The sequence below is a fragment of the Psychrilyobacter atlanticus DSM 19335 genome (genome assembly GCF_000426625.1).
Taxonomy (GTDB): domain Bacteria; phylum Fusobacteriota; class Fusobacteriia; order Fusobacteriales; family Fusobacteriaceae; genus Psychrilyobacter; species Psychrilyobacter atlanticus.
The window spans coordinates 1,790,321-1,808,222 of the sequence record NZ_KE384547.1 but is presented as its reverse complement, the minus strand read 5'-3'; the positions used below and the strand labels follow the sequence as shown (position 1 = coordinate 1,808,222).

Sequence of the window (17,902 nt, the reverse complement as noted above, 5' to 3'; positions counted from 1 at the left end):
TAAAAAGGCAGGGACTCCTAATTAGGAGTCCCTGATCTTTATATTTCACGTAAATCAATAAATAGAAATACCTAAATTTTCTTTCATTTTACTAAAATCAATTCCTCTGTGTTTTGCTAAAGATTCTACCTGGTTTTCATCGATTTTTCCTAGATCAAAATATTTTGCCTTTTCACTAAAAAATAATAGGCCACAGACGCTATGAATAGGTGTCATAGTATAATTTGGACTAAGAGTTATTCCTAATTCCCATACATTCATCAGATCAAAAACCTCTTTTTTCATAGAATGATCGGGTAAAATTGGATAACCTATTGCTGGCCTTATACTAACTGGAATTATTTTACTCACATTTTTCTCTAGATACTCTGCTGCAGCTTCTGTTAATCTGTTTCCGAGTAATTTATACATAATATCTTCATATTCTGTTTTTCCAGATACGGTATCTATCGACACAGCAAAAGTTCCAATATAATCCTTGTCTTCTACAAAATCTGCTAACGACAAGGAAGTTTCCCATTGCTGGGTTCTAACCATTGGAAGGTCAATATCATTAATCTTTAGAATATCCATCGGTTTCTTCTCCACGTCAAAAATCCCATATCTTGCAGATATTTTTATTTTTTTATTTTTTAATATTTCTAGATATTTTTTACCATCTATTAAAATGTCGATCTCTTTAGAGGTATCCTTTATTTTCCAATCGTGTAAAAATATATCCCAGTTGATAGATTTTTCGATATCTGTGATATTAATATTTAGATCGAATACACCTGTTTTAGCTGGCTCTATTACCTTGTTATCGATTTTTTCCTTTCTTTTAAAGGCTTCTTCTAAACTTAGATAGGATCTATCTTCTTCAGTTTTTTGATAAGCTTTTCTCAACTCTTCATATGAATTTAATACAGCAGATTTATATTCTATATCTCCACCTAAGATCTTATCTAACACAACTACCGTGTTAGAAGCATCTGTCAGATGAAATACACGTCCACTATAATTTGGTTCTATTTTTATGGCAGTATGAAGGCTGGATGTAGCAGCTCCTCCAATGAAAATGGGGGTATCAAATCCCTCTTTTGCCATTTTCTCAGCTACCCTTGCCATCTCATGTAGAGAAGGTGTGATGAGTCCGCTTAATGCAACTGCATCTACATTTTCATTTTTTACTGCAGCTATAATATCATCCATAGAAACCATCACTCCTAGATCGATGATCCTATAACCGTTACATTCTAGAACTGTTTTTACTATGTTTTTTCCGATATCATGGACATCGCCATCTACAGTTGCCATAACTATGGTTTTCCTGTGTCCCATATCTATTTTTTCATTTTTAATTTTGGGAGTTAAGTAAGTTACGGCTTCTTTCATAATCACAGCACTTTTGACTACCTGGGGGAGGAATAATTTACCATTATTAAAATGTTCTCCTACTTTTTCCATCCCTTCCATCAATATATCCTGTATTATTGAGATGGGAGAGTAATCCTTTAATAACAGATCTATAAGAATTGTTAAATTCAATTTACTTCCATTAACCAAATTATCTATAATCTGAACCCTTGGATCAGATTTTTTTTCTGTTGTTTTAGGAGTTGTTATTTTTTCTATCTGTTCATCTAACAATGAATCCAAGATATCTTCTGTATTTATGATCAGGCTGTAGATCTTATCTTCCAGAGATTTTGTTATCTCCATTGTTTTTTCTGCTGGATTCATTATTACCATATCTAACCCGCTTTCCTTGGCTAACCTCAAAAATACTTGGTGAATAGCATGTCTTAATGGGTTATTTCCCCTGAACGCAAATGAAACATTGCTTAATCCACCACTTGTTTTGGCATAAGGTAAATTTTCTTTTATCCATTTTATAGAGTTTATATAGTCTCTTGCATAATTTCTATCTGTTTTTTCCCCCGTTCCGATAGTTAGAATGTTTGTATCAAAGATAATATCCGCAGGAGAAAAACCTATTCCTAACAGCAAATCATAGGATCTTTTGGAAATTTCTATCTTTTTTTGAAATGTATCTGCCTGACCACTTTCATCAAAGGCCATAACTACCAGAGCAGCACCATATTTTTTTACTATTTTGGCTCTCCTAATAAACTCCTCCTCTCCGTCTTTTAGACTGAGTGAGTTAACAATTCCTTTAGAGGGTAGATTTTTTAATCCTTCCTCTATTATCACAAAATCCGAGGAGTCAATCATGATAGGAATATTCGCAGTATCGGTAGAAGATAGGAGTAACTTTATATATATTTTCATTTCTGCCTTAGAATCTATCAATCCATCGTCTAGGTTGAGGTCTAGGATATGAGCTCCTCCACCTACTTGAGTTCTTGAAATTTCTAAAGCTTCATCATATTTTTTTTCCTTTATCAGCCTTGCAAACTTTTTAGACCCTGCTACATTATTTCTCTCTCCTACGATCAAAAATCCCTCTTCACCTAAGACTTTATTTCCTGAGATACTAAACTCTAAGTTTTTTATCTTTGGAATTCGAGATTTTTTATCTTTGACTGCTTCTGCTATGAGTTCTATATGTTTAGGGGTTGTACCACAGCACCCTCCTATAATATTTATTCCTGAATGATTTATTAAATTTTTTAAAATTTCTGTCATCTCTTCCGGAGTCTGACTATATTCTCCTATTTCATTGGGTAATCCAGCATTAGGATATATAGAGATAGGTTTATGGGTAAATTTCCCTAATTTATGAATCAGTGGTATAAGCTCAGCTGCTCCAAAGGAACAGTTCAAACCAAAGGATAGGATAGAATCTCTGTCTAAGGAAACAACCAATGATTCCATGGTCTGCCCAGATAATAGTCTACCAAATTTATCCACTGTAGCTGAGATCATAATCGGAAGTGTCCCTCCCTCCTCCTCAAAAACCTCCTCTGCTCCGACAACTGCCGCCTTTGCATTCAAACCATCAAATATAGTTTCGATAAGAAGCAGATCTCCTCCTCCATGAAGGATTCCTCTGATTTGATTTTTATAGGCATTCTTTAGGAAATCAAAATTCATTTCCGATGAATCTATACTTATACTTTTGTTGGAAGGACCTATAGAACCTGCTATCCATACTTTTTTTCCAGTTTTTTCAAAATGATCCAAAACTCTAAGTTTAGCAAGTTTAGTTCCCTCTAAGGAAACTTCATATGCCAGCTCCCCTAGATTATAATCTGCCATAGATATAGTATTTCCATTAAAAGTATTGGTCTCTATAATATCAGCTCCGGCCTCTATATAGCTGTTATAGATCTCTTTTATAATATCAGGTCTGGTCAGGTTGAGAAGTTCGTTAGCTCCTTTTAATTTAGAAGGGAAATCTTTAAACCTCTCACCTCTAAAATCTTCCTCGGTTAAATTATAGTTTTGAATAGATGTTCCCATAGCTCCATCTAAAACCATTATTTTTTCTTTTAAAATCTGTTTTATATCAATATCTATATTTATATTCATTTGGCCTCCTCAATTAATTCTCTATGAAGGAGGGATACCGCCTTTTCTAGATTTTTCTGGTGGATGATACAGGAAATATTTATATCTGATGAAGATACCATCTCAATGGAAATATTATTTTCAGACAATACTTTAAAAACTTGTGCTGCTACCCCCTTTGATTTCACACCTATTCCTATGACAGATACCTTTCCGAGATTTGGGATATGAATTAGGTTTTTTCTACTCTCAGGGTATTTGTCTTCTAAAACTTCAAAAGCACTCTCCAATAACTCCTGTTTTAAAATACATGAGATTGTAGCCCCCCTTTCAAGGTCAAAATCATGGGTAATAATATCGATGTTATACCCTTTATTAGATAAGGTGTTTATAACATCTACCAATCTATGGGGGGTATCTCTTAAAGTTATTTTAGATAAATTTTTACTGTGGGTAATTCCTCGGATTACTTCTTTTTCCATCTCATCTTCTCCCTTGACAATACTCCCTTCCTTCCATGAATATGAGGAACGTAAATGTATTTTAATATTGTATTTACAGGCCAGTTCCACACTTCTACTGTGGAGGACTTTAGCTCCGTTTCCAGCCATCTCTATCATCTCACTATAGTTAATTTCATCTATTTTCTTAGCATCTTTAACTACCCTTGGATCCGCGGAATAGATACCATCAACATCTGTATAAATCTCTACTTCTTGTGCATCTAAAGCTACTCCTAATGCTACAGCAGTAGTGTCAGAACCTCCCCGTCCTAGTGTGGTTATATTTCCATATGGATCGACTCCTTGGAATCCTGCCACAACAACTATATTCCCTTCCTTTAATGCTTCTTTTATCTTTTTATTCTCTATATCCAAGATCTGGGCACAGTTGTAATTACTACAGGTTTTTATCCCTAGTTGTGTTGCAGTAAATGAAATCGCACTTTCACCTAGTTCCTCTATTGCCATAGCCAAGAGAGCTATAGAGATCTGTTCTCCAGTTGATAACAATACATCTAATTCCCTTTTTTTAGGAGTTTTGGATATATTGTGTGCTTTTTTTAAAAGGGTATCGGTATATCCTCCTTGGGCAGATAATACAACAACTATATCATCTCCCAGCTTTTTTCTTTCTACAATTTTTTTAGCAATTTCTAATATTCTTTCTGTATTTTTTACAGAGGTTCCTCCAAATTTCTGAATAATAGTTCCCACTCTTATCTGCCTCCGTTAATATTATATTTATTTGATTATCATATCTAACCAATTTTTATAAAAAATATCCCTGTGTTTATCCCAAGTAAATAATATTTCTTTAGTTGGGTCATTACCTCTATAGTAGTTTTCAGGGAGGTTTTTCAGGTCTCTTCGATATTCTTTATCTAAAGTATTTATTTGATATTCACCATGCCCTGAGATATAGATTTTTTGCAAGTTTTTTGTAGTCGCCATGTATACTCCAGCTTTTTCATTTTCTGCGACTATCACAAGACCTGCCTCTAGAAGATCTTCTTTTTTATTGTAGGTATTTCTAGAATGTGGTGCATGAAACTTATCTAATTGAATTAACTTATTTTTATTAACACTATGATTAAAAATCCCGAAGATCTTCTCTTTTAGCGGGTGTTTTGAAATCTTATAATGGTGATATAATGCTCCCTGACTGGCCCAGCAAATATAGATACTGGGAATATCCAAATCAAATATAGGTTTTAATTTCCCCCAATACTTTACATCTTCAAACTCTCTATTCTCTATAGGAGCCCCTGTTATAATCAGACCCTGGTAATTCCTTTCCTCTAATTTACTGAGTGGAATATAGTTTTTTTCTAAATATTCCATTGAGGTGTGTTTTGAAATATGATTGTCCGGGTATAAAAATTCGACCTCTACTGCTAGACTATACCTACCTAGGAGGTTAAAAAATTGAGATTCAACCTCTACCTTAAAGGGCATTAAATTTATAACTCCGATCTTTATCTTAGCAGTAGATTTTTTTTTATTTTTAAAGAGGATACCGCTGTCTTTAGAGTCTGCTATACCTCTCAAATTATTATTACATAGAATAGATATTTTACTCGGCCTCCCCGATTCCTTTACGAATATATTTTATATTTTCTAATATTCTTCTGGTCACGTCGACCTTATTCATTGTATAAATATGAATTCCTTCTACACCAGAAGCTATTAAATCTATGATCTGTTCTGTGGCATAGGTTATTCCAGCCTCTTCTAATGCTTTTGGATTGTCCTTGAACTTATCTAGTATAGCCTGAAATTTCCTTGGGATCCTTGCATTACATAGTTCCCTTACTTTTTGGATCTGTTTATAATTTGTTACAGGTAGGATTCCTGCAACTAGTGGAATATTTAAATTTAATTTTTGAGTTTTTTCTTTAAATGCATAAAAATCTTCATTATCAAAAAACAGTTGTGAGACTAAAAAATCCGTTCCAGATTCGACCTTTGTTTTCAGATGGAAAAGATCTAATAGATCATTATTTTCAAAGTGAACCTCAGGATAAAAGGCTCCTGCCACAGAAAAAGTATTTTCTTTCTTTATATGTTTTACCAGGTCACTGGCATAGCTAAACTGTGAATCATAGACTTTATCTCTGGGAATATCCCCTCTCAGGGCTAAGATGTTTTTTATTCCATTATTTTTTAACTGGGTTAAAGTACTATTTATAGACTCTTTGGTAGCGCCTATACAGGTTAAATGAGCCATGGTTTCTATCTTATTTATATTTTTAATTCTCTTGGTGATCTCTACAGTTCTACTCTGACTGGTTCCCCCTGCTCCATATGTGACACTTATATAATCCGGTTTTAGTTCTGCTAGTTCATCGATAGTTTTATATATTTTTTCTATGGGGAACTTATTGTTGGGTGGAAAGATCTCAAATGAGATTACTGTATCTTTATTTTTAAATATGTCTTTTATCTTCATAATGTCTCCCTGTTAGTAAAGTTATGATTTTTCTATTATATATGTCTAATAAAATTAGTTTATTTGGAGTTTGTTATTGCATTTTCAAGATCTCCTATGAGATCATCTATATTTTCTAATCCTATTGAAATTCTTATCATATTTGGTTTTATCCCTGCTGCTTTTAATTGTTCATCACTTAACTGGCCGTGAGTTGTACTTGCAGGATGGATAATTAAAGATTTGGCATCTGCTACATTGGCTAGATGGGAAAAGATCTCCAAACTTTCTATAAATCTTTTGGCTCTTTCCTTTCCACCATGTAATCCAAGGGTAAATATCGATCCGACACCTTTTTTATAATATTTATTGGCTAATTTTTTTTGTTCTTCAGTCGTAAATTCTGGATGAGTTATCCAATCCACTTCCGGATGAGAGTTTAGGTATTCAGCTATTTTTTTTGAATTTTCTACATGTCTTTCTACCCTGAGAGAAAGTGTTTCAATCCCCTGTAAGATCAAGAAAGCACTAAAAGGAGAAAGAGCTGCTCCTGTGTCCCGTAATAATCTCACCCTAGCTTTTAGTATAAATGCCTGTTCTCCTAAATCTGAATAGACCAGATTATTATATCCCGAATCAGGAGTATTAAATGATTCAAATCTATCATCTTTCCAATCAAAATTTCCACCATCTACGATAACTCCTGCTATTGTAGTTCCATGACCGCCTAAAAACTTTGTAGCTGAATGAACTACTATATTAGCCCCATGTTCAATGGGTTTTATTAGATAGGGTGTCCCAAAGGTATTATCTACAACTAGGGGTAATCCATGTTTTTTAGCTACCTTTGATATGGCATCTAGATCGACTATTTGTCCTGTGGGATTTTCCAATGTCTCTATAAAAACCACCTTTGTTTTAGGAGTTATAGCATCTTCCAAAGTCTTTAAATTAGAGGTCTCGAAGAACCTAGTTTTTATCCCAAAATCCTCTATTGTATTGGACAAAAAGTTGTAGCTTCCCCCATAGATCCCCTTGGCTGAAACTATCTCGTCTCCTGATCTAGCTATAGTCAGAAGGGCATAAGTTATAGCTGCTGATCCCGAGGCGACTGCCAATCCTCCTACCCCTCCTTCTAATGCTGCTACCCTTTTTTCTAACACTTCAGTTGTAGGGTTCCCTATTCTTGTATAGATGTTTCCCTCCTCTTCTAGGTTAAACAGTCTAGCTCCGTGATCAGCATCTTTAAAAGTATATGATGCAGTTTGATAGATAGGGACTGCTCTAGCTCCTGTTAAGGTATCTTTTACTTGTCCTGCATGTAGTTGTAATGTCTCAAATTTAAAATTCATAGTTGTTCCTCCTTATATTTTGGTTATACGTTCTAAATATTTTATCTCTGCCAACTTTTACTGTTTATCACCTTATAGAGATCTGAAATCACTGCATTTGCTGTAGCATTTCCTCCTGCCCCTTCCCCATAAAAAATTGTTTTTCCTGTATAACTTCCCTCTATTTCTATAGCATTGTATATTCCGTTGACCTCGTAGAATAGGTCACCTTTTCCCACTAATATTGGTTTAACGGCTAGGGTTATTTTTTGTGTATCTTCATCTATGGCAGCTTCACCTAACAATTTATATTTCTGGTTGTTCTTAGCAGCTTTTTCTATATCTTTGGCTGTTAATCCTGTGATCCCATCTATTTTTATCTCTTTAAATTCTTTTATTTCTCCCCAAGCCAGATAACTCAGTAAACTGATCTTATGAGCAGAATCAATTCCTTCAACATCAAATGTTGGGTCTGTTTCAGCGTATCCTTTTTCAGTTGCATCTTTTAAAGCTTGTTCATAACTGGCTCCTTCACTCATCTGTGTCAAAATATAATTTGCTGTTCCATTTAATATTCCTCTTATTTTTTTAAAATTATTGGGAAAGAGAGATTCTTTTAGGGGAGATAAGATAGGTATTCCTCCTCCTACAGCAGCTTCAAAAAAGATTTTTACATCCTTTTCTTTTGCCAGCTGGAATAACTCATTTCCATGGATAGCTAAAAGCTCCTTATTAGCTGTAACCAGATTTTTTTCTGCTGTCAGAGTTTTTTTAGCTATCTCCAATGGAATCTTTATCCCTCCCATTAATTCAATGACAGTATCAATAGATGGATCCTTTAGGATCTCTTTATAGTCATGAGTGAATGAATAATCTTCATATTCTTCCCTGGGCGTTCTATTACATATCTTTTGGACTTCGATCTTTTCTCCCAATAATTTTTCTATCTTTGCCCTCTGGCAGGAAATAATATTGATAACCTCCCTTCCTACGGTACCTATTCCAATAATTCCAACTTTCATCTATTACCTCCAAATAAATTTTGTAAAATAAAAAAGCCTGTGGAGTTTCCCACAGGCTTTCTAGTTAAAGATGCTTGTGAACAAACTCGTAAGTTACTACAAAACGAGTCTGTTCTTAAATTTAAAAAATTTAAGTTACAAACCCTACCAAAGCATCATCATTAGCATATTTAATTGTCCGATTCTTGAATTAACCATCTTAATCAGCTCACTTATTTTTATTTTTTTCTCTCAGATTAAAACTTTTTTGTTACTAAAGTTTTAATTTTTAAACATTCTAGCATATTATTTTCTCTATGTAAAATTAATTTTTTTGATTTAGTTATTTTTTATTATTTCAGGATATCTTTTCTCTTAAACTTTTTACCCTTTTTTTCAGGTAGAATTATCCTGATCAAAGAATTATAAAGGTGGAAAAAAATTATTTTTTTTATTCTACAAGAGAACTCTCTAACTCTAATAGTGTCAATAATTTAACCCGTTAGTTTAAATATTTGGTATAAAATAAAAATTTTATTTTTTAAAAAAATGTTGACAGAAAAAAATTAAACTGTTATTATCTTTCTTAATTACAAAACGAGGAGGAAAAGAATATGATTTTAACTAATATCTTATCTATAAATTTATTATTATTGCTGCTGTTATTATTATTGCCGTTAGGCTGCAAGCAATTGAATAGATTACAAATGATATTGGGAAAATTATATACTTTTGAACACCCTGTTTTAAAATAATTGGGAAGAGTATAACTATGATGGCAGCTGATATTATTGGCTGCTTTTTTTTATAAAAAATTATAAGAGAAAATATAAATTTTTTTAGGCAGCTATAATTATAGCTGTTTTTTTTATAGCCTAAGGAACTGGATGCAGCTTCACGTTGCTTTTTATAATCATTGAAGGATAGATAATTGGGAGGATAGAACTATGGAAAAGATGATAAAGATATTTGATACAACATTGAGAGACGGGGAACAATCACCAGGATGCAGTATGAATATAGGAGAAAAAATAGAGGTTGCCAGACAATTGGAAAAATTAGGAGTAGATATCATAGAGGCAGGATTCCCAGCTTCATCTAAGGGGGATTTTAATTCCGTCAAAGCAATAGCTGAAAGCGTCACAAATGTAAAGGTTGCAGGACTTGCAAGAGCATTAAAGGGGGATATAGATACTGCATGGGAAGCCATAAAAGATGCTAAATATCCAAGGATCCATACATTTATCGCTACATCTGATATCCATATGAAATATAAATTAAAAAAGACACCTGAAGAGGTTTATAAACAAGCAATAGAGATGGTTACATATGCCAAAACTAAGTGTGATGATATAGAATTTTCAGCAGAGGATGCTACAAGAACAAGACCAGAGTTTCTTTATAAAATAGTAGAGGGAGCTATAGAAGCAGGAGCTACAGCGATAAACATACCTGATACGGTAGGATATACTACCCCAGACGAGTTCTATAAGATAATCAAAGGGGTAAGGGAAAATGTAAAAAATATAGATAAAGTAGATATATCGGTACATTGTCACAATGATTTAGGACTGGCAGCCGCTAACTCACTAGCCGCAGTAAAGGCAGGAGCAACACAGATAGAGTGCACCATAAATGGGATAGGAGAAAGAGCAGGAAATGCAGCTTTAGAAGAAGTAGTTATGGCTATGGGTGTAAGAAAGGATATCTATCCCGGACAAAATAGGATAAATACAGAGGAGATATACAAAACCAGTCAGCTTATCACAAAAATAACAGGAGTTGAGGTACAACCTAATAAAGCCATTGTAGGAGAAAATGCTTTTGCCCATGAATCAGGGATCCATCAGCATGGGGTACTAGAAAACAAAGAAACTTATGAGATTATGACTCCTGAATCCATAGGACTGAGTAAAAACAAGATGGTCCTTGGAAAACACTCAGGGAAACATGCTTTTGAAAGTCATTTAAAGGAATGCGGCTATGAAATGAGCAGGGAAAAGATGGAAGAAATCTTCATACGGTTCAAAGAATTAGCAGACAAGAAAAAAGATGTATCAGCAGAAGACATCGAAGCTCTGATAGACGGAACAAAGGAAGTAAAAAATAAGACCTACATATTGAATAGGTATACTGTAAATACAGGTAATACAATCACTCCTATAGTTTCTATAAATATGGAAAAAGATGGTGAAAACATAGAAAATGTAGCCATTGGAGACGGACCTGTAGATGCAGCATTTAAAGCTATAGATAAGATTGTCGATGTAGATTTCAAACTAAATAAATACGTTATAAAAGCAGTGACTGAGGGTAGTGATGCTCAGGGAGAAGTCTTCATAAGGCTGGGTAAAGATAAGAGAAATTATAACGGTAGATATACAAGTACCGATATAGTAGAAGCCAGTATCAGAGCATATATGGGAGCCATAAATAATTATTTTAACGAAGAAGGGAGAATATAGATGACTATAGTAGAAAAAATTTTAGCAAACAGGTCAAATAAAGCAGAAGTAAAACCCGGAGATAATATCTGGGTAGATGTAGATATTCTAATGACTCATGATGTGTGCGGTCCGGGAACTATGGGAATATTTAAAGAAAACTTTGGTGAAGATGCCAGGGTATGGGATAAGGAAAAGGTAGTTTTAATTCCAGATCACTATATATTTACAAAAGATAAATATGCCATGAGAAACATAGAGTATGTAACTAAATTTGCCAAAGAACAGGAGATAAAACACTTTTATGAACCATTTACCGATGACTACAAGGGTGTATGTCATGTAGCTCTTGCAGAGGAGGGGCACAATAAACCGGGAGATGTATTATTCGGAACAGATTCCCATACATGCACCTCAGGAGCCTTTGGACAATTTGCTTCTGGGATAGGGAATACCGATGCAGGATTTATTATGGGAACAGGAAAACTTTGGGTGAAAGTTCCTGAATCAATTAAATTCCAGTTTGATGGTAAATTTCCCAGCTATATTATGGGAAAAGACGTGGTGCTACAGACAATTGGAGATATTGGATTTGATGGTGCGACATATAGATGTATGGAATATGGTGGAGATGCCATCTCAGGGTTAAACATGGAAGAGAGGATGACAATCTGTAATATGGCCATAGAAGCCGGAGGAAAGTGTGGAATAATAGCTGCTGATGAAGTGACTAAAAAATATCTAGAGGAAAGAGGTGTAACAGGTTATGAAGTTCATAACTCTGATGAAGATGCAACTTATCATTCTGTTCATACCTATGATGCTAGTAAAGTAGTTCCGGTAGTTGCAAAGCCATACTCTCCAGGGAATGTAGAACCTGCAGAAAACTTATCTCATATAGAGGTAACAAGATCATACATCGGGTCTTGTACAGGGGGGAAAACAACAGATTTTATAGCCGCAGCTAAGGTACTTAGAGGAGAAAAAGTAAAGATAGAAACCTTTATAGTCCCGGCGACAAAGAACGTAGAAAGAAATTTTGAAACGATTACCATAGGGGGAGAAACACTAAGAGAGATCTTTGAAAATGCAGGTTGTAAGATAGGACCACCATCATGTGCAGCATGTTTAGGTGGACCAAAGGACACATTTGGAAGAACTCATTCAGATGAGGTAGTAATATCTACAACTAATAGAAATTTCCATGGAAGGATGGGTTCTATGGCATCCAAGGTATACCTGGCTTCTCCTTATACAGCAGCCGCATCAGCATTGACAGGAAAGATAACGGATCCAAGAAAATATATTGAAAAAATAGAGGTGGAAATAGATGGATAAGATAAGGGGAAAGGCATATGTAGTAGGAGATAATATCGATACGGATCAGATAATTCCGGCTATTCATTTGGTATATAGGACAGATATAGAGGAGGAAGCTAAAAATTATGGTAAATATGCCATGTCTGGGATGGATCCTAGTTCTATCAAAGTTCCTTTTATAGAGGGTGACAGATATGAATCGAACTATACAATAATGATTTCAGGAAAAAACTTTGGATGCGGATCATCTAGGGAACATGCTCCTCTATCACTTGATAAAGCTGGGATAAAAGCTGTAGTAGCTGAGAGTTATGCAAGGATATTTTATAGGAATTCCGTAGACGGAGGTTTTTTAATTCCATATGAAACTAAAGACAGGTTAGTAGATGAGGTTAAAACTGGAGATGAGATAGAAATCTCAGGAAATGTATTAAAAAATATAACTACAAATAAAGAATATATCCTGGGAGAACTAGGAGATATAGAGGGGATAATAAAAGCTGGTGGGATATTTAATTACGCTGTGGAAAACGGGTTTATAACTAGATAGGTATACATTAAATTAGGAGGCTAAAGATGGAATACAAAATAGCAATTATGCCGGGAGACGGAATCGGTAAGGAGATATCAGAAGGAGCAGTAAGTGTCATAAAAAAAATAGGGAAAAAATATAACCATGAATTTAATATAAACTATGCTGATATTGGAGGAGTTGCTATAGATAATCACGGAACTCCTCTTCCAAAAGAAACTATAGAAATATGTAAAGATAGTGATGGAATAATTTTAGGAGCAGTAGGAGGTCCTAAATGGGATCACCTTAAGGGGGAAGATAGACCGGAAAAAGGTCTTTTAAACATCAGAAAAGAATTAGGGCTATATACTAATTTAAGACCAGCTATAGTCTATGAACCATTAAAAAATGCTTCTCCACTAAAGACAGAGATAATCGGTGAAGGCCTTGATATCTGTATAGTCAGGGAACTGACCGGGGGGATTTATTTTGGTGAAAAAGGTGTAAGAGAAGATGGAACAGCCTATGATATTCTTTCTTATAACGCTGAGGAGATAAAAAGGATAGCAATCAAAGGTTTTGAAACAGCCATGAAGAGGGACAAAAAAGTGACAAGTGTGGATAAATCCAATGTATTAGAAAGTTCGAGACTGTGGAGAAAAACTGTAATAGAAATTTCAAAAGACTATCCAGAGGTAGAGTTAAATCATATGTATGTAGACAATGCAGCTATGCAGTTACTGATAAATCCGACTCAATTTGATGTGATCTTAACGATGAATATGTTTGGAGATATCTTATCCGATGAAGCCAGTATGATAACAGGTTCTATTGGGATGTTACCATCAGCCAGCATAGGAGAAAAATATGGATTATATGAGCCTATCCATGGATCTGCACCAGATATAGCGGGACAAGATATAGCCAATCCAATAGCTACTATTTTGTCGGCAGCTATGATGTTTAAGTACTCTATGGGATTAGTGGAGGAGGGAGTTGCGATAGAGAAAGCTGTGGAGAAGGTTTTAAATGATGGTATGAGAACAAAAGATATCTATACAGATTCAACTAAATTAGTTGGGACCAAAGAGATGGTAAGTTCGATAGTAGAAAATATTTAATAGATAATATATTTAGGAGGAAATTATGATAGATACTAAAAAGATATGGATAAATGGGGAGATGATAGATCATGATAATGCCAAGGTCCATGTTTTATCCCATGCAATGCACTATGGAAGTAGTTTTTTTGAAGGAATAAGAGCGTATAAAACAGAGGAAGGAACAGCTATATTTAGATTAGATGAACATATTGACAGGCTATATAACTCTTGTAAGATATATAGAACTGAAATTCCTTATACTAAGGAAGAGATAAGAAAAGCAATATTCGATACTATAAAAATCAATGGGATAAAAACAGCATATATCAGACCATTGGTATACAGGGGATATAATTCTTTAGGAGTAGATCCATCCAGCTGTCCAGTGGAAACAATGATTGCCACTTGGGAATGGGGAGCATATCTAGGAGAAGAAGCTTTAACTAAGGGAGTAGATGTCTGTGTTTCATCATGGAGGAGGTTAGCTCCAAATACAATGCCTACAGCGGCTAAAGCGGGAGGAAATTATCTGAGTTCCCAGCTTATCAAGATGGAAGCACTGGAAAATGGATATGATGAAGGGATAGCATTAGATTATTCTGGAAATGTAAGTGAGGGAAGTGGGGAAAATTTATTTGTGATCTCTAATGGGAAGATATATTCTCCTCAATCGGGGTCATCTGCTCTTATTGGAATTACCAGGGATTCTGTTATAACAATAGCCCGTGATCTAGGGTACGAAGTTATGGAAGAAACGATTTCCAGGGAATCGTTATATACAGCAGATGAACTATTTTTTTCCGGGACTGCTGCTGAGATAACGCCAATAGCCAGTGTCGATAAGATAAAAATAGGAAAGGGTCAAAGGGGGCCTATTACGGAAAAAATTCAAGAAGCGTTCTTTGAGATGACCAAAGGGAAGGATAGTAAATATGATTCTTGGTTAACTTTGGTTAAATAGGTTTGATTAAAAAAATGAGGCGGATCTAAAAAGATCCACCTCATTTTTTTAGTCTAGAAACTTACAAAGGTCTAGTTTACACCTGTCTGAATACAACGTCACATTGCTTTATTTTTTTAAAATATAGGCTTTTAAAAGAACGGCTTCATCCTTTATATTCCTATGGGTTACCGATTTGACGTCAAAATCAAACATTTTAAAAACATACTGTATAAAACTGCCGGTGAATACTGCTGTAATCACGGTACCTACTCCTGCATATCCTCCTAAAAAATATCCTATAACTAAAACAGTAACTTCAATTGTACTTCTTATAAACATTATAGAAAAATTAGTTTTTTTTGTGAGAGCAACCATCAATGCATCTCTGGGACCGCATCCAAGACCAGTAGAGATGTAGAGGTAACAGCCGACACCTAAGATAAACAATCCCATAAACATCATGGGAACTCCCAGAAGAGGAGTGTGGCTAAGAGGAATCAGTTTGGAGAAAAGGATTAAATCCATAAAAACACCAATGAATATAATATTAAATACGGTACCGCTGCCGATCTGTTCCCCTAAGAAAACATCCAAAGTTATAACCAAGATTCCAACAAGGATGCTGGCCTGGCCGATTGTAATATTTCCGACTTTTGAAATACCTTGATGGAGAACATCCCAGGGAGAAAAACCTAGATTGGATCTTATAATGAGAACAATTCCTAAGGAACAGACGAAAAAACCTAAAAATAATTTTATATATTTTAAAATTTCATTTTTCATTGAATACCTCCTGTATATATTTTTAATATTGTTGTAGTATAACTTGTTTTTTATTTAATCACAAGGTGAAAAAAGATAAGAAATTTATTTTGGAATAAAAAAACTCATAATTGTTTCAAAAGAAGAATTTTTTATAGTATAATCTATCATAAAATAAGAGAGGTGAAAGATATGAAGAAGATGAAAAAAATGTTGATAGCTTTAGGGTTAGGTTTAGGAATCTTAGGATGTACAAACATTGCAGAGAGCACAGTGAAGGCAGATACACTTAAAGTAAGAGCAGAAAAGATAGTAGAAGGGATGAGTGACCGTGAAAAATTAGGACAGCTGATGATGATAGATTTTAGAAATTGGAATGAAAGACCATTTACTGCAATGAACTCAGAGGTGAAACAAATTATTCAGGATTATGAGGTAGGAGGTATTATCTTATTCAGGGAAAACTTGGCAAATACAGAGCAGACAGTAAAATTGATAGATGATATGCAGAGGTCCTCTAAAAATATGCCGCTATTTATAGGTACAGATCAAGAGGGAGGATATGTTACCAGATTACAGGAGGGAACAGAGATGCCGGGGAATATGGCTTTGGGAGCGAGCAGAGATCTGGATTTAGCTTATGAGGTGGGAAAAACTATTGGAACAGAGCTGGATGCATTGGGGATAAATTTTAATTTTGCACCAGTTGTAGATGTAAATTCCAATCAAAAAAACCCTATAATTGGAGTGAGGTCTTTTGGAGATAATCCTAAATTAGTAGGAAATATGGCAGCTTCTTATATAGATGGACTTCAGGGTGAGGGATTGATCTCTACAATAAAACATTTCCCGGGACATGGAAATACAGAGGCTGATACCCATATTGGACTGGCTACAGTAAATTATAATAAAAGACAGTGGGAAAATATAGATAAGATACCTTTTCAAATGGCTATTGATAATGGGGTAGAGGCTATAATGACAGCCCATGTTATTATTCCTACCTTAGATGATACGAAAATAAGGTCTCAAAAAGATGGAACTTTGATTGGAACTCCCGCTACTCTTTCTAAACCAATAATGACCGGAGTATTGAGAGATGAAATGAATTTTCAAGGAATAATAATAACAGATGCTTTGAATATGCATGCTATATCTGAAAATTTTGGAGAAGCTGAAAGTGTTGAAAGGGCAATATTGGCAGGGGGAGATATCATGCTTATGCCGGTAATTGTGTGGAGGCAGAAGGAGGTTAAAAAATTAGATATCTTATACTCTACTATATTAAAAGAGATGAAGAGTAATAGAGAACTGAAAAACAGGGTAGAAGAATCAGCAGAAAGAGTTGTAGAGTTGAAATTAAAAAAAGGATTAGATAAAAAAATAAATGTTGAGAAAAAGATAAAAGATGCAGAAAAAATTATAGGAAGTAAGGAAAATAAAGGTATAGAAAAAATAGCAGCTGAAAGAGGGATAACCCTTATAAAAAATGAGAATATTTTACCTATGAATCTGGCAAAGGGTAAAAAAATACTATTGATTGCTGAAACTAAAACCCGTGGAAACATGATGGAAGATGAAATCCTCAAGATAGAAAAAGATATGAAGATAGAAAAACTCACAGTAGATTATAGGGACGGATTAACAAATGAATTAAAAAATGGAATAAAAAATTCCGATTATATACTTTTAGCCACTTATAATCTGAAAAACGATACTAAGATCAATGAAATAATTGAATTTTCCAATAAGAATGAGAAAAAAATGGTGAGTATATCCACAAGAAACCCCTATGATATCATCTATACTCCTACAGTAAAAGCAAATATAGCCATCTATGGAATAACCGGGTTTGACCAAACTAACTATGGAAGAAATTCGTTGGAAGCCAACATCAGAGCGGGAATAAGAAGTATATTTAAAGGAAATGACGGTTCTTTGGTGGTTCCAAATGGGAAATTGCCTGTAAATATAAGGAATGAAAAGGGAGAAATAATTTATAAAATTGGTCATGGATTGAGTTATTAGGTGAAGAGTAGTGTTACATTTTATTTAATTTGAAAAATTTAAATTTTGATTGTAATATTTAAAGCATTTTAG

At 34.4% G+C, this 17,902-nt stretch carries 14 protein-coding genes; 7 read left to right on the top strand and 7 right to left on the bottom strand.

Annotated features, from left to right (window positions below):
- Positions 1-54 precede the first annotated feature (54 nt).
- From metH to K337_RS18115, 6 genes are read right to left on the bottom strand one after another with little or no spacing between them, the layout of a single operon-like run.
- Positions 55-3,474: a methionine synthase gene (gene metH, locus K337_RS0109155; protein WP_037029296.1), complete on the bottom strand. Its 3,420-nt coding sequence runs from the start codon at positions 3,472-3,474 to the stop codon at positions 55-57.
- Entirely contained in the window at positions 3,471-4,670 is a 1,200-nt protein-coding gene (locus K337_RS0109150) for an aspartate kinase (protein ID WP_028856340.1), read from the bottom strand. Before K337_RS0109150 ends, metH begins: the two co-directional genes overlap by 4 nt.
- Before the next feature lie 27 nt (positions 4,671-4,697).
- Positions 4,698-5,504 carry a homoserine O-acetyltransferase/O-succinyltransferase family protein gene (locus K337_RS18120; protein WP_051251694.1) on the bottom strand — a complete coding sequence of 269 codons (807 nt, stop codon included), beginning with the start codon at positions 5,502-5,504 and terminating at the stop codon, positions 4,698-4,700.
- Positions 5,505-5,529: 25 nt separating this feature from the next.
- Positions 5,530-6,405 (bottom strand): methylenetetrahydrofolate reductase [NAD(P)H], encoded by an 876-nt coding sequence (gene metF / locus K337_RS0109140; protein ID WP_028856339.1) that lies wholly within the window; start codon positions 6,403-6,405, stop codon positions 5,530-5,532.
- A 59-nt stretch (positions 6,406-6,464) separates the two neighbouring features.
- Positions 6,465-7,736: an O-acetylhomoserine aminocarboxypropyltransferase/cysteine synthase family protein gene (locus K337_RS0109135; protein WP_028856338.1), complete on the bottom strand. Its 1,272-nt coding sequence runs from the start codon at positions 7,734-7,736 to the stop codon at positions 6,465-6,467.
- Between the two features lie 41 nt (positions 7,737-7,777).
- On the bottom strand, positions 7,778-8,737 hold the full coding sequence (locus K337_RS18115; protein WP_051251693.1) for a homoserine dehydrogenase: 960 nt from the start codon (positions 8,735-8,737) through the stop codon (positions 7,778-7,780).
- A 593-nt stretch (positions 8,738-9,330) separates the two neighbouring features.
- Between K337_RS18115 and K337_RS19865 the strand changes: the two genes are divergently transcribed.
- The 6 genes from K337_RS19865 to K337_RS0109100 all read left to right on the top strand — a co-directional run bounded on the left by K337_RS19865 (position 9,331) and on the right by K337_RS0109100 (position 15,058).
- Positions 9,331-9,471, top strand: a complete 141-nt coding sequence (locus K337_RS19865; protein WP_156877351.1) for a hypothetical protein — start codon at positions 9,331-9,333, stop codon at positions 9,469-9,471.
- Between the two features lie 192 nt (positions 9,472-9,663).
- Positions 9,664-11,181 carry a 2-isopropylmalate synthase gene (locus K337_RS19860; RefSeq protein WP_028856337.1) on the top strand — a complete coding sequence of 506 codons (1,518 nt, stop codon included), beginning with the start codon at positions 9,664-9,666 and terminating at the stop codon, positions 11,179-11,181.
- Entirely contained in the window at positions 11,182-12,498 is a 1,317-nt protein-coding gene (locus K337_RS19855; RefSeq protein ID WP_028856336.1) for a 3-isopropylmalate dehydratase large subunit, read from the top strand.
- Positions 12,491-13,030, top strand: a complete 540-nt coding sequence (locus K337_RS0109110) for a LeuD/DmdB family oxidoreductase small subunit (RefSeq protein WP_028856335.1) — start codon at positions 12,491-12,493, stop codon at positions 13,028-13,030. The genes K337_RS19855 and K337_RS0109110 overlap by 8 nt, the downstream gene beginning before the upstream one ends.
- Positions 13,031-13,056: 26 nt before the next feature.
- Positions 13,057-14,115, top strand: a complete 1,059-nt coding sequence (leuB, locus tag K337_RS0109105) for a 3-isopropylmalate dehydrogenase (RefSeq protein ID WP_028856334.1) — start codon at positions 13,057-13,059, stop codon at positions 14,113-14,115.
- A 25-nt stretch (positions 14,116-14,140) separates the two neighbouring features.
- Positions 14,141-15,058: a branched-chain amino acid transaminase gene (locus K337_RS0109100; protein WP_028856333.1), complete on the top strand. Its 918-nt coding sequence runs from the start codon at positions 14,141-14,143 to the stop codon at positions 15,056-15,058.
- A 108-nt stretch (positions 15,059-15,166) separates the two neighbouring features.
- Here K337_RS0109100 and K337_RS0109095 read toward each other — a convergent pair whose 3' ends face one another.
- Positions 15,167-15,823 (bottom strand): YczE/YyaS/YitT family protein, encoded by a 657-nt coding sequence (locus tag K337_RS0109095; RefSeq protein WP_028856332.1) that lies wholly within the window; start codon positions 15,821-15,823, stop codon positions 15,167-15,169.
- Between the two features lie 171 nt (positions 15,824-15,994).
- Here K337_RS0109095 and nagZ point away from each other — a divergent pair, with 171 nt between their 5' ends.
- A complete protein-coding gene (gene nagZ, locus K337_RS0109090) occupies positions 15,995-17,830 on the top strand; it encodes a beta-N-acetylhexosaminidase (RefSeq protein ID WP_051251692.1) in 1,836 nt (611 codons plus the stop codon).
- Positions 17,831-17,902: the final 72 nt, after the last annotated feature.